Annotated in this window: 11 protein-coding genes; 9 read left to right on the forward strand and 2 right to left on the reverse strand. The window is 56.8% G+C overall.

The window, feature by feature from the left end:
• Positions 1–50: 50 nt before the first annotated feature.
• Positions 51–563, reverse strand: a complete 513-nt coding sequence (locus tag ACVDG4_RS19320; RefSeq protein WP_133948655.1) for an Lrp/AsnC family transcriptional regulator — start codon at positions 561–563, stop codon at positions 51–53.
• 63 nt (positions 564–626) lie between these two features.
• Here ACVDG4_RS19320 and ehuR point away from each other — a divergent pair, with 63 nt between their 5' ends.
• From ehuR to doeB, 5 genes are all read left to right on the forward strand, one after another.
• Positions 627–2,015 carry a MocR-like ectoine utilization transcription factor EhuR gene (gene ehuR / locus ACVDG4_RS19325; protein WP_447236308.1) on the forward strand — a complete coding sequence of 463 codons (1,389 nt, stop codon included), beginning with the start codon at positions 627–629 and terminating at the stop codon, positions 2,013–2,015.
• Between the two features lie 156 nt (positions 2,016–2,171).
• Positions 2,172–3,170 (forward strand): hydroxyectoine utilization dehydratase EutB, encoded by a 999-nt coding sequence (gene eutB, locus ACVDG4_RS19330; protein WP_447236309.1) that lies wholly within the window; start codon positions 2,172–2,174, stop codon positions 3,168–3,170.
• 3 nt (positions 3,171–3,173) lie between these two features.
• A complete protein-coding gene (locus ACVDG4_RS19335) occupies positions 3,174–4,166 on the forward strand; it encodes a cyclodeaminase (RefSeq protein ID WP_447236310.1) in 993 nt (330 codons plus the stop codon).
• A gap of 18 nt (positions 4,167–4,184) precedes the next feature.
• Positions 4,185–5,372 (forward strand): ectoine hydrolase DoeA, encoded by a 1,188-nt coding sequence (gene doeA, locus ACVDG4_RS19340; protein ID WP_447236311.1) that lies wholly within the window; start codon positions 4,185–4,187, stop codon positions 5,370–5,372.
• Between the two features lie 3 nt (positions 5,373–5,375).
• Entirely contained in the window at positions 5,376–6,365 is a 990-nt protein-coding gene (doeB, locus tag ACVDG4_RS19345) for a N(2)-acetyl-L-2,4-diaminobutanoate deacetylase DoeB (RefSeq protein ID WP_447236312.1), read from the forward strand.
• A gap of 44 nt (positions 6,366–6,409) precedes the next feature.
• Here the strand turns inward: doeB and mtnA are convergent, their stop codons facing one another.
• Positions 6,410–7,513: an S-methyl-5-thioribose-1-phosphate isomerase gene (gene mtnA / locus ACVDG4_RS19350; protein ID WP_447236313.1), complete on the reverse strand. Its 1,104-nt coding sequence runs from the start codon at positions 7,511–7,513 to the stop codon at positions 6,410–6,412.
• A 201-nt stretch (positions 7,514–7,714) separates the two neighbouring features.
• Here mtnA and ACVDG4_RS19355 point away from each other — a divergent pair, with 201 nt between their 5' ends.
• The 4 genes from ACVDG4_RS19355 (at position 7,715) to ACVDG4_RS19370 (ending at position 12,435) form a co-directional block, all read left to right on the forward strand.
• Positions 7,715–8,302 (forward strand): ANTAR domain-containing response regulator, encoded by a 588-nt coding sequence (locus tag ACVDG4_RS19355; RefSeq protein ID WP_133948643.1) that lies wholly within the window; start codon positions 7,715–7,717, stop codon positions 8,300–8,302.
• A 59-nt stretch (positions 8,303–8,361) separates the two neighbouring features.
• Positions 8,362–9,471: a CmpA/NrtA family ABC transporter substrate-binding protein gene (locus ACVDG4_RS19360; RefSeq protein ID WP_447236314.1), complete on the forward strand. Its 1,110-nt coding sequence runs from the start codon at positions 8,362–8,364 to the stop codon at positions 9,469–9,471.
• A gap of 392 nt (positions 9,472–9,863) precedes the next feature.
• Positions 9,864–11,270, forward strand: coding sequence for a CmpA/NrtA family ABC transporter substrate-binding protein (locus ACVDG4_RS19365; protein ID WP_447236315.1), 1,407 nt, complete (start codon positions 9,864–9,866; stop codon positions 11,268–11,270).
• Positions 11,271–11,352: 82 nt separating this feature from the next.
• Positions 11,353–12,435: an ABC transporter permease gene (locus tag ACVDG4_RS19370; RefSeq protein ID WP_306148318.1), complete on the forward strand. Its 1,083-nt coding sequence runs from the start codon at positions 11,353–11,355 to the stop codon at positions 12,433–12,435.
• The last annotated feature ends 8 nt before the right edge of the window (positions 12,436–12,443 follow it).

Here is a 12,443-nt window from a genome sequence, read left to right on the forward strand (position 1 = left end):
GCGGAGACCGGCAGACGAAAGTTCTGTATTTGGATGGCGCGCAGGACGATTTATCTGTTTGGCGCTGGATTGCTTACAGGATCGTCTTGCAAGAGGCTGTGCAAGGGGAGTTGGGCGCGGGTTTTCACCGGTTTTGTGACCACATAGGTGTAATATCGCGCCAGCCCGGTTTTCCCGGCGAGGAGTGTGTCGATGAGCCGTTGGTAGCTGTCGATGTCTCTGGTGACGATGTTGAGGATATAATCCAGGCCGCCGCCGATCGCCCAGCAGGCAACGATCTCATCATGTAGATCAACCATGCGTTCGAACTGTTGAAAGCTCTCTGACCGGTGGTCTTCCAGCTCAACGGTTACAAACACCTCTATATGAGGAGCGACCTGTTTGAGTGAGATCTCGGCACGGTATCCCGAGATAATCCCGTGCTTTTCAAGGCGCTTCAGTCTCTCCCAAAGCGGGGTGGGCGAAAGATTGACGCGCTTTGCAAGCTCGGCTTTGGAAAGCCGCCCCTCCTTGGACAGGGTAGAGAGGATTTTCAGATCGCGATCGTCGAGTTTCAAGGTCATGCTGTGACCATGAGCACGCGGTCAGTGCTTGTCAATTGTCATGAAAAAGATAAGCTTAAAATCATGACAATATGGAATGCTCTACCAAAGAAACTTGATCGTCCTGCCTACCGGTCCCTGGCGGACTGGCTCAGTGCGGCAATCAAGCGCGGAGACCTGGCAGGCGGCGAAAAACTGCCGCCGCACAGGGACCTTTCCTACAAGCTTGCAATCAGTGTTCAAACCGTGAGCCGGGCTTATGATCTTCTGATCCGCCGCGGGCTTGTCAAAGGAGAGGTTGGCCGGGGGACATATGTAAACGCGCGGCCGATGGAAACGTCGCCGCCGTATCTTCCGCATCTCATCGGGGATCAGCTTGTCGATTTCTCAAACTTGAAGCCAGTCACTGGCCGGTTGCACATGGATTGTATGCGCCGGGCTCTGAGTGGTCTTTCGAGCGATATAAGCGAAAGCGCACTGCTCTCCTTTCGGCCAGCAACGACCTTGCGGCCGTATCTGCCAGCAGCTGTCTCCTGGTTGGAGCAGTGCGGGCTGTCTTGTTCTTCAGATCAGATCATCATGACGAATGGCAGCAGTTCGGCCATGGCGATTGCCCTTATGACGGCTGTTGATGGTGGCGAGGTGATCGCGACCGATGCGGTCTGTCACTACCCGCTTTCCAGACTGTCGCAGTACATGAACTTCAACTTGGCCGGTCTGCAGGTGGACGAAGAGGGAATTCTACCCGCAGCACTTGATGAGTTGTGCCGTCAAAAGCCCGTTAAGGCATTATTCCTATTGCCGAATGGCCTGGGGCCGATGGCCTTGACCATGGGCTTGCAGCGGCGTGAACAGCTGGTCGCACGCGCGCGGAAGTACGATCTTTTGATCATTGAAAACGACGCTTGGGGACCTCTGCAGCCGCGGCGGCTACCGCCGATTGCAGCTCTGGCTCCAGAGCGCACTTTTTATTTCACCAGCTTCACAAAGTGCCTGTTGCCGGGCTTGCGGCACGGTTATCTGGTCGCGCCAGAGGTGTTTGCGTCCGCGGCCTCAAATCGTCATCTGGTGATGGACTGGATTGCTACTCCCTTCATGGCTGAATTGGCCGCGCGGTGGATTGAAGACGGAACGGCTGACGAGTTGCTGTCCTGGCAGAAAACGGCCCTCAAGCAGCGCAACACGTTGGCGCATGAGCTTCTAGCGGGGGTGCCATTCAACAGCAGCCCAAACGGATTGCATATCTGGCTGCCGTTGCCGGATGGATGGGGCGAAGACAGCTTTATTGAAGCCGCGCGTCAAATAGGGATTGTTGTCGCTCCGGGATCAGCTTTCGCCTTGCCGGGGGTAGCCGCGGCCCCCGGAGTGCGGATTTGCTTGGGAAATATGGCGGAAGACCAGTTCATTTTCGGAATGCAGCAGCTCGCTGTGCTGTGTCACAGCAAACCGGAAGCGGAGATTTTCGCGCTGTAACGAAGTGAAGTGATCAAGCGAAAAATGTCATGATTTAATGTTTCGATTGACCTGATATTTATTGCGCTTCACTCTCATTCCTTGAGAAACACGGGAGCGGATAGTGAAAAGCAGCTGGCATGCAGATCGCCCTCCCATTTGGATCAGGTGATCAGCGTGAACCATAGTATCGATCAGTTTGATTTTTTGGCGGCCGCAGAGCGGATCAAGCCGCACATCCGGCGCACACCCATCGTGCCCTCTGAGAGCCTGTCTGAACGAGCCGGGGTGCCGATTTTCTTGAAGCTGGAGCACCTTCAGACGACGGGAAGCTTCAAACTGCGGGGCGCGACCAACGCAATCTCAAAATTGACTGCGGACCAGCGCAAAAAAGGTGTCGTGTGTGTATCTACCGGAAACCACGGCCGCGGATTGGCTTATGCAGCTAAGAAGGCAGAGATTTCCTGTACGATTTGCATGTCGCGCCTGGTTCCGCAAAACAAGGTCGATGCGATTGCGAAACTTGGAGCCGAAATCCGAATAATCGGCGTGTCCCAGGACGAAGCGCAATTGGAGGCGGACCGCCTGGTTCTCGAGGAGGGCCTTGTACTTCTGCCGCCGTTTGATCATCCAGACATTATCAGCGGGCAAGGAACACTTGGACTGGAAATTCTGGAGGAGGTCCCGGAGGTTCAGACCGTTCTTGTCCCCTTGTCGGGCGGCGGTTTGATCGCGGGTGTTGCCGCTGCACTGAAGGCTGCAAGGCCTTCGGCGAAAGTTGTTGGGCTGTCCATGGAGCGGGGCGCGGCGATGGCGGCCTCGCTGTTAGCTGGCCGTCCGGTTCAGGTCACCGAAGAGCCCAGCCTCGCAGACTCGCTCGGCGGCGGCATCGGTCTCGACAATCAGTTTACATTTGAAACCACCCGAGAACTTGTGGACGACATTGTTCTGCTCACGGAAGCCGAAATTGCAGCTGGAATACGTCATGCCTATTGGCAGGAACGTCAAGTCGTTGAGGGCAGCGGCGCGGTTGGGATTGCTGGGCTTTTAGCCGGAAAAGTAAATCCAAGAGGGCCCGTCGCTGTCCTGCTGACTGGCTGTAATATCGATATGAACCTGCATAATCGCGTTATCTCCGGAGAGGACGTTGATCTCGCGAACAGCGAGGAAGCTTGATCCATGCCGCAAATCACCATCCTGACCGAAACAGAGCTGCGCACGGCGGTTCCGCTTAACAACGATGCCGTTGAGCAGATCGAGCGGGCTTTCGCGGCCCTGGCAAGTGGAAAGGTCGTGATGCCGCCGATCCTTTCCATGGAGATTCCCGACTTCAACGGCGAAGTTGATGCGAAGACGGCCTATGTTCCGGGCCTCGATAGCTTTGCTCTGAAAGTATCTCCCGGCTTTTTCGACAATCCAAAGATTGGTCTGCCGAGCAATTCTGGTTTGATGATCTTGTTCTCGGCACGGACCGGGTTCGTCGAAGCCGTGATGCTTGACAATGGCTATCTGACAGAAGTTCGAACAGCTGCTGCCGGTGCCGTTGCCGCTAAACACTTGGCGCCGGAACAGGCATCAAGCGCTTGTATTGTAGGGGCTGGACTGCAGGCGAAACTTCAGCTGCAGGCTCTGTGCCTTGTGCGCCCGATCAAACACGCAGCGATTTGGGCGCGGGACGTATCCAAGGCGCGAGGAGCCGCAGACGAGTTGGCGTCCTGTCTGGAAATCGAAGTCTCGCCGGTTTCGGACCTTGCAGGCGCTGTCGAAGCTGCCGATGTGGTCGTCACCACGACCCCGAGCACCGAACCGCTCATCAAGGCCGAATGGTTGCGTGACGGACACCACATAACAGCCATGGGGTCGGACCAGCACACAAAGAATGAATTGGAGGCGGCCTGTCTGGCGCAGGCCGATCTTTATGTGCCGGACCGGCAATCTCAGACCGAGTTGATGGGAGAGCTGCGGTCAGCTTTGGCTGCAGGCTCTGTCAGTGCCGGGGCTAGCTTCAGTGAACTCGGAGACATCGTTGCGGGGCAGGCGAGGGGGCGTGCGTCCGATGCTGACATCACGATCTGTGACCTTACTGGAACGGGGGTGCAGGACACGGCAATTGCAACATTCGCCCGCGCGCAGGCTCTGTCGCTGCAAGCGGGAACGACAATCGACACATGATGAGCCGGAGATCGTTTGATGATTGAACTCACGCTTCGTTTTTCGAGAGACGAGTACCAGCGCCGTGTCGACAAGACCCGCAAGGCAATGGAAACAGCCGGGTTAGAGCTGCTGATCGTTTCTGACCCGTCCAATATGAACTGGCTGACCGGATACGACGGCTGGTCCTTTTATGTTCATCAGGCGGTGTTGTTGTCCTTGGACGGCGAGCCGGTCTGGTTCGGCCGGGGACAAGACGCCAATGGGGCGCTGCGCACCTGTTTCATGGATCCTGCCAACATCATCGGGTATCCGGATCACTATGTTCAGTCCACGGAGCTGCATCCGATGGACTACTTGTCTGCCAAGATCGAGGAGCGCGGCTGGGCGAACCTGAAAATCGGTGTGGAGATGGACAATTACTACTTCTCTGCAGCCGCGTTTGCCTCGCTGCAAAAGCACCTGCCGAACGCCCACTTTCAAGATGCCAATGCGCTGGTCAATTGGCAGCGGGCGGTCAAGTCTGCACCGGAACTCGACTACATGCGTATGGCCGGGAAAAAGGTGGAGAAAATCCATGCCCGCATTCTGGAGAAGGCAGAACCGGGTCTCCGGAAATGCGATCTTGTGGCCGACATCTATGATGCGGGACTCCGATACGACGCACTCCTGGATGCAGGTGGAGACTATCCGGCAATTGTCCCGCTTGTGCCCTCGGGAAGTGACGCTGCGGCCCCGCATCTGACATGGGATGACCAGCCGATGAAGGCCGGTGAGGGAACCTTCTTTGAGGTAGCGGGCGTTCACAACCGGTACCATTGTCCGCTTTCGCGCACGCTTTACCTCGGAAAGCCGCCGCAAAAGTTCCTTGATGCGGAAAAGGCCGTGTTGGAGGGACTGGAAGCTGGGCTTGAAGTCGCAAAGGCAGGAAACCGGTGCGAAGACATCGCACATACGTTTTTCCGGGTCCTGAAAAAACATGGCATCACCAAGGACAATCGCACCGGGTATCCGATCGGGTTGTCCTATCCCCCGGATTGGGGCGAACGGACCATGTCATTGCGCAGCGGCGATACGTCCGTTCTGGAAGAAAACATGACCTTCCATTTCATGACCGGCCTCTGGATGGAAGACTGGGGATTTGAGATCACGGAAAGCATCGTCATTGGCGAGAGCGAACCGGAATGCCTCGCCGATGTGCCCCGGCGCTTGTTTGTGAAGGATTGATCGATGACCGGAAATCCGATCAGCCCGACCATTCCGTTTGATCAAGATGGCATTCATCACGGCTTCTTGCGTCTTCCCTACAGCCGGGACGACTCGGCCTGGGGATCTGTGATGATCCCGATTACGGTTGTGCGGAATGGTGATGGTCCGACCGCTCTTTTAACCGGTGGCAATCATGGCGATGAGTACGAGGGGCCGATTGCCCTTCAGCAGCTGGCAGCAACCCTAAAACCGAAGGACATTCGGGGGAGGGTCATCATAGTTCCGGCTCTCAACCATCCGGCCCTCCTTGCTGGGTCGCGCACGTCGCCAATCGACAAGGGCAATCTCAACCGCTCATTCCCAGGAAGGCCGGACGGAACCGTCACCCAGAAGATTGCCCATTTCGTCGATACGGTTTTGATCCCGATGGCGGATATCGTTCTGGATTACCATTCTGGAGGCAAGACGCTGGATTTTGTGCCCTTTGCAGCCGCGCACGTTCTGGACAACAAAGACCAGCAGGCCGCGTGCGTCGCAGCGATGCAGGCCTTCAACGCGCCGTACTCCGCGACCATGTTGGAAATCGACAGTATCGGCATGCTCGACACGGCAGTCGAGCAAAAGGGCAAGGTGTTTGTCACGACCGAGCTTGGCGGCGGCGGCACAGCCACGGCGCGATCGATCGGCATGGCCAAGAAGGGCGCGCGCAATCTTCTAAAACATGCCGGCATCCTCTCAGGCGAGTTGGAGTTGAACCCGAGTGTCACGCTCGACATGCCGGATGGTGATTGTTTCGTGTTCTGCGAGCACAGCGGCATGATCGAGCCGGTCATTGATCTGGGAGACGAGATCGCGGAAGGTGAGGTCATTGCACGGGTCTGGCAGACGGAGCGCTCTGGTGCCGCTCCGATCGAATACCGGGCCAAACGATCTGGCATCCTAATGGCCCGTCATTTTCCAGGGTTGGTCAAGATGGGAGACTGCCTAGCGGTCGTTGCAAAGGTGGTCTAGGGCCGATCGTGGGGACGCACTTCCATTGAACAGCCCCACGCTCTCTATTCCGCCGCTTGCGCCATCTCTGGAAACAAGCCGGCCAAACCCTCTGGTGATGCTTCGCAAATCCCGCGCTCGGTAATCAGTCCGGTTACAAGCCTGTTGGGCGTCACATCAAATGCTGGGTTTCCGCCGGACGTGCCATCCGGTGTGACTTGCACAATGCCAATCGCGCCTTCGTCCGATTTTCCCTGGATATGGGTTGTCTCGCGCTCAGAACGTTCTTCAATCGGAATTTCGGACACGCCGTCGCTCACGCTCCAGTCGATCGTTGGAGAGGGTAGGGCCACATAGAACGGCACATCGTTGTCGCGAGCAGCCAGTGCCTTTAGATAAGTCCCGATTTTGTTGCACACATCCCCGCGTCGGGTTGTCCGATCTGTGCCAACGATGACCATGTCGACGAGCCCATGTTGCATCAAATGACCACCGGCATTGTCGGTGATGTAGGTGTGCGGAACGCCGTGGCTTCCGAGCTCCCACGATGTGAGGGCCCCCTGGTTCCGCGGTCGTGTCTCGTCGACCCAGACATGCAGCGGAATACCTGCGTCATGGGCCTGATACATGGGGCTTGTCGCAGTTCCCCAGTCGACGGTTGCAATCCAGCCAGCGTTGCAGTGCGTGAGCAGTCGGACGGGCTCGCCATCCGGTTTGTTGGCGGCAATGTCGCGGATCAGCTTCAACCCGTTTTCACCGATACGGCGATTGATCTCGACATCTTCGTCGGCGATGTCATGGGCAAGCTGGAGGGCGGCTGCCGCACGCGCTTCTACTGGAAGCGGTTTGAGCGCGGTTCGGCATCTATTTAGCGCCCACCGCAGATTGATGGCAGTGGGGCGCGTCTTTTCCAGGAATGTCCAGGCGGCGTCCAGATTGGCATCAGAGGGATCATTGGCCATGGCCAATGCCACGCCATAAGCAGCGGTTGCGCCGATCAGCGGCGCGCCTCGGACACGCATTTCAACGATCGCGTCCGCAAACTCCTGCATTGTCCGCACTGGTTGGGTTTTGAACTCATGCGGCAACCAACGTTGGTCGATGATCTGAAGGCAGTTCAACTCCGCATCCCACCACAACGAGCGGTACTGTGTTCCATTGACCTTCATCCGACTTCCCTCTTATCCGGTTTTGGCCCCTGTGTGTCCTTTAAAGACAGTATGGGCTCGCCGCTGCAAGATCCGCAAATTGCTATTGCTACCGCCTTTAGCCCGGCAGCGATCACGTCGCAAGAAGGTGCGATTGTGTTTTGATGCCGCGCTGCAGCATTTCTGCATTGCATAAAAAATGACCTTGCGCATAATGCGGGCATGAGGGGCGGGCTATCCATACTTGTCATCGATGACAACAAGATCCGCGCATCCATCATTGAAGAGGGATTGCGCGATGCAGGGCATGAGAAAGTCATTCTCGTGCATCAGATGGAGGGGCTTGTCCGGCAAATCGCGGATATCAACCCGGACGTCATCGTCATTGATCTGGAAAACCCCAACCGCGACCGACTGGAACACATGTTCCAGGTGTCGCGGGCTGTGCAGCGTCCGATTGCGATGTTTGTCGACAAGGCCGATAGCCAATCGATTGAGGCGGCAGTTGATGCGGGTGTTTCCGCCTACATTGTTGATGGTTTGAAGCGGGAACGCGTCAAGCCGATCCTGGATATGGCCATCAGCCGTTTCCGCGCATTTTCAAAACTTACCCAGGATTTGGAAGATGCCCGCAACGAATTGGCGGACCGGAAGACCATCGACCGCGCCAAGGGCATTCTCATGAAGTCGAAAAATCTCACGGAACAGGAGGCCTATGACCTCCTGCGCAAGACGGCGATGAACCAAAGCCGAAAGATTATTGAAGTCGCGCAAAGTCTGGTCATTGCCAGCGGGCTGTTGGGAGACTGACGGATGCAGAAAAAGACGAAACGCCAGGGAGGGGCGGTTATCGGGGAGAGCAGGAGACTATGGGCACCAAACTGACACCGGTGATTGCCGGGTTCATACCGCTGCTCGACAGCGCAGTGTTGGTGGCGGCAAAGGAAAAGGGCTTTGCCGAACGAGAAGGCATTGCGCTTCAGCTGATCCGTGAAACGTCCTGGGCGAACATTCGTGACCGTCTGGCTGTCGGCCATTTTGACGTTGCCCACATGCTCGCGCCGATGCCGATCGCTGCAAGCCTCAACCTGACCAGTCTTGCGGTCCCCATGCTGGCTCCCATGGTGCTTGGTCTCGGCGGCAACGCCATCACTGTCGCGGCTTCCATTTGGCGGCAAATGGCAGATCTTGGTGCTGACCCGGACGGCGATCCTGCTTCTACGGGTGTGGCGTTTGCAAAGGTTCTCTCTGCCCGCAAAGAGAGAGGCGAGGGTAGGCTGAGGTTCGGCGTTGTTCATCCTTTTTCAGGTCACGCCTACGAGCTCCGGTATTGGCTCGCAGCAGCCGGACTTGATCCGGATCTTGATGTTGAGATCTCCGTTGTGCCACCGCAGTTGATGGCCGATGCCCTCGCTGCAGGTCAATTGGACGGTTATTGCGTAGGTGAGCCTTGGAACACCGCGGCCGTTCAAGCTGGCACGGGCAGGATTGCGACTTACAAACAGGCGATTTGGCCTGATAGCCCGGAAAAAGTCCTTGGTGTCACTCGGAAATGGGCAAACGCCCAGCCGGACACCTTGTTTGCATTGATGCGCGCAATCTCTGCCGCGGCCGACTGGTGCGCACAGTCTGATAATCTGACCGAACTTGCACAGCTTCTCGCAGGCCCGAAGTATATCGATTGTTCTCCTGACCTCTGCGTGCCAGCCCTTGGCGGAGATATGAAGCTGGGTCAAAATACTCACAAGAGCATACCGGACTTTCTAACGTTTTCCGGCGGACTGCGCGCAGCGCCGTCCCCCGCACAAGGTGTCTGGTTCTTCAGCCAGATGGTACGCTGGGGGCAAGCGGCGGCCGATCCGGATGCGGAAAGACAGGCCGCGGAAATCTTTTCGCCTGACCTTTATGAGGATGCGCTCGGGATTGGGCCGATTGGGAAGCCGCAAACCATCCGCTTGTTCGATATGTCCGAAATGTGAAACTCCGATTTGGTCATCGGCAAATCGGCATGATCAAGAGCGGTCCTGCCATTCAATTCATCCTGTTGCGCTGCACAAAAAAACATCATCTGCCTTCATTTTCAGCCAAAACATGTTGCGCTGCCAAAAGATCATCTCTGTTTCTTAGGCACATGGGCCTTTGATAAATATGAGAAAAATTCGAAATGCCGTAGTTGGCACGCTTCCTGCTAACCAATAACACGAGGCCGACGTTGGCCTAACGATATTGCGCCCATTGGTGGGCGTTCAGGCAAAGCCGCCGATTTGACTTGCAGGTTCCTCCTCCCAAGGCCCGCAGGATCAGTCGGCGGCTTTTTGTTTGACCTTCCAATGCTGCATTGCAGCGCAAAAAGAACTGCGAGGGACAGAACGTGACACTCAGAGATACACTCAAATTCACCCGGCGGGCCGCGCTCGGCACTCTGTTGGCTGCAACAGCATTGGTCCCGGCGACCGGCGCTTTGGCTGAAATGCTCGATGTCGAGAAAGATGAGCTGACCTTCGGCTTCATCAAACTGACCGATATGGCACCGCTCGCTGTTGCTTATGAGCTTGGCTATTTTGAAGACGAAGGGCTCTTCGTCACGCTTGAGCCGCAAGCAAACTGGAAAGTACTGCTCGACCGCGTCATCACCGGCGAACTGGACGGGGCGCACATGCTGGCGGGACAGCCGCTGGCCGCAACAATCGGGTTCGGTACCAAGGCGCACATCGTCACGCCGTTCTCCATGGATCTCAACGGCAACGGTATCACCGTCTCCAACGAAATCTGGGAAATGATGAAGCCGAACATCCCGACAATGGATGATGGGCGTCCACAACACCCTATCAGCGCATCCGCTCTGAAGCCGGTTGTTGACAAGTTCATCGACGAAGGCAAGCCGTTCAACATGGGCATGGTCTTCCCGGTTTCCACGCACAATTACGAGCTGCGCTATTGGTTGGCAGCAGGCGATATCCACCCGGGCTTCTATTCTGAAAGCGATATCTCCGGTCAGATCATGGGCGAAGCATTGCTTTCCGTGACACCGCCGCCGCAGATGCCGGCAACTCTGGAAGCTGGAACCATCTATGGCTATTGCGTGGGTGAGCCTTGGAACCAGCAGGCTGTGTTTAAGGGCATTGGTGTACCGGTCATCACCGATTACCAGATCTGGAAGAACAATCCGGAAAAGGTCTTCGGCCTGACCAAGGAGTTCACGGAAGAAAACCCGAACACCACGCTCGCCATCACGAAGGCACTCATTCGTGCAGCCAAATGGCTCGATGAGAACGACAACGCCAACCGTATGGAAGCCGTCGAGATCCTGGCCCGCTCCGAATATGTTGGCGCGGATGCTGAGGTCATCGCCAACTCCATGACAGGCACCTTTGAATTCGAAAAAGGTGACAAGAGGGAAATCCCGGACTTCAACGTCTTCTACCGCTACTATGCGACGTATCCGTACTACTCCGATGCCGTCTGGTACCTGACCCAGATGCGTCGGTGGGGCCAGATCACAGAGCACAAGCCTGACAGCTGGTATGACGAAGTCGCCAAGTCCGTCTACCTGCCGGATACCTATCTGAAAGCAGCCCGCATGCTGGTCGAGGAAGGTCATGTGGCCGAGGAAGACTTCCCGTGGGACAGCGACGGTTACCGTGCTCCGACCCCGGCAGCCGACATCATTGACGGCATTGCCTACGACGGAAAACAGCCGAACGCCTACATCGACAGTCTGCCGATCGGCCTGAAAGGCAAGCAGGTTGTCGACGGGAACGAAGTGGTCGGCGGTTAATCCCCGACTGTGGGAGCGGCGGAATGCAGCCCGCCGCTCCACCTCCCCAACACCAGAATTCAGACGTTAAGGGACGCCACCGATGGCCAATGCCGATACAGCTAGCTCCCCGGACCTTGCCCGGGCCGCCCGCAAGGAAAAACTTTTTACTTCGATCAATAAGGCCGGTGGCTGGCTGGATGCGCTGGGCTTTTCCTGGCTGGTCCCGCTCCTGAAAATCGCCGCTGGTGATAGCCCGAAAGAACAGATGGGCGAGCTGAAGCGGGTGCTCGTGATCCCGCTGATCGGTATCCTGGCGTTCCTTGCCATGTGGGCAGCGCTCGCACCGCAAGTCCAGACATCCCTTGGCGCTGTGCCAGGGCCAGCGCAAGTTTGGACCCAAACGGTCAACCTTTGGGAAGACCATGTGCGAGAACGCGAAAAGGCGGATGCCTTTTATGAACGGCAGGACGCCCGCAACGCTAAGTTTGCCGCAGAAGGCAAAACCGATCGCATCAAGCACCGGACCTATACAGGCAAACCGACCTATATCGACCAGATCGGCACCTCCCTGAAAACCGTCGGTCTCGGGTTTCTGATCGCGACCATCATTGCCGTGCCCCTCGGCATTGCCTCGGGCCTGTCGCGCACCTTTAACGGCGCAATCAATCCACTCATTCAGATCTTTAAGCCGGTCTCGCCGCTTGCTTGGTTGCCGATCGTCACAATGATTGTCTCTGCGACTTACGCGAACCCGTATGACTGGTTGTCCAAATCCCTTCTGATCTCGGCGGTGACAGTCACGCTGTGCTCCATGTGGCCGACGCTGATCAACACTGCGCTCGGCGTTGCCTCTGTCGATAAGGATCTCATGAATGTCGGCCGCGTTTTGCAACTCCCGACCTGGAAGACCATCACCAAGCTGGTTCTGCCGTCCTCTCTACCGTTGATCTTCACCGGTCTGCGTTTGTCGCTGGGTGTGGGCTGGATGGTTCTGATCGCAGCTGAAATGCTTGCCCAGAATCCGGGTCTTGGCAAATTCGTCTGGGACGAGTTCCAGAACGGGTCCTCCCAGTCGCTTGCGAAAATCATGGTTGCTGTTCTGACCATTGGTCTTATCGGGTTCATGCTCGACCGGCTGATGTTCGCCCTGCAGCGCGCCTTCACATTCTCGGCCAACCGGTAAGGAGACCC

It is taken from the genome of Roseibium sp. MB-4 (assembly GCF_053005265.1).

What these genes read in the sequence shown, in the direction of transcription:
- ACVDG4_RS19335 (WP_447236310.1), top strand. Translation starts at nt 3,174, where the DNA reads ATGCCGCAAATCACCATCCTGACCGAAACAGAGCTGCGCACGGCGGTT.
- ehuR (WP_447236308.1), top strand. Translation starts at nt 627, where the DNA reads ATGACAATATGGAATGCTCTACCAAAGAAACTTGATCGTCCTGCCTAC.
- doeA (WP_447236311.1), top strand. Translation starts at nt 4,185, where the DNA reads ATGATTGAACTCACGCTTCGTTTTTCGAGAGACGAGTACCAGCGCCGT.
- doeB (WP_447236312.1), top strand. Translation starts at nt 5,376, where the DNA reads ATGACCGGAAATCCGATCAGCCCGACCATTCCGTTTGATCAAGATGGC.
- ACVDG4_RS19320 (WP_133948655.1), bottom strand. Translation starts at nt 563, where the DNA reads ATGACCTTGAAACTCGACGATCGCGATCTGAAAATCCTCTCTACCCTG.
- ACVDG4_RS19355 (WP_133948643.1), top strand. Translation starts at nt 7,715, where the DNA reads ATGAGGGGCGGGCTATCCATACTTGTCATCGATGACAACAAGATCCGC.
- mtnA (WP_447236313.1), bottom strand. Translation starts at nt 7,513, where the DNA reads ATGAAGGTCAATGGAACACAGTACCGCTCGTTGTGGTGGGATGCGGAG.
- ACVDG4_RS19370 (WP_306148318.1), top strand. Translation starts at nt 11,353, where the DNA reads ATGGCCAATGCCGATACAGCTAGCTCCCCGGACCTTGCCCGGGCCGCC.
- ACVDG4_RS19360 (WP_447236314.1), top strand. Translation starts at nt 8,362, where the DNA reads ATGGGCACCAAACTGACACCGGTGATTGCCGGGTTCATACCGCTGCTC.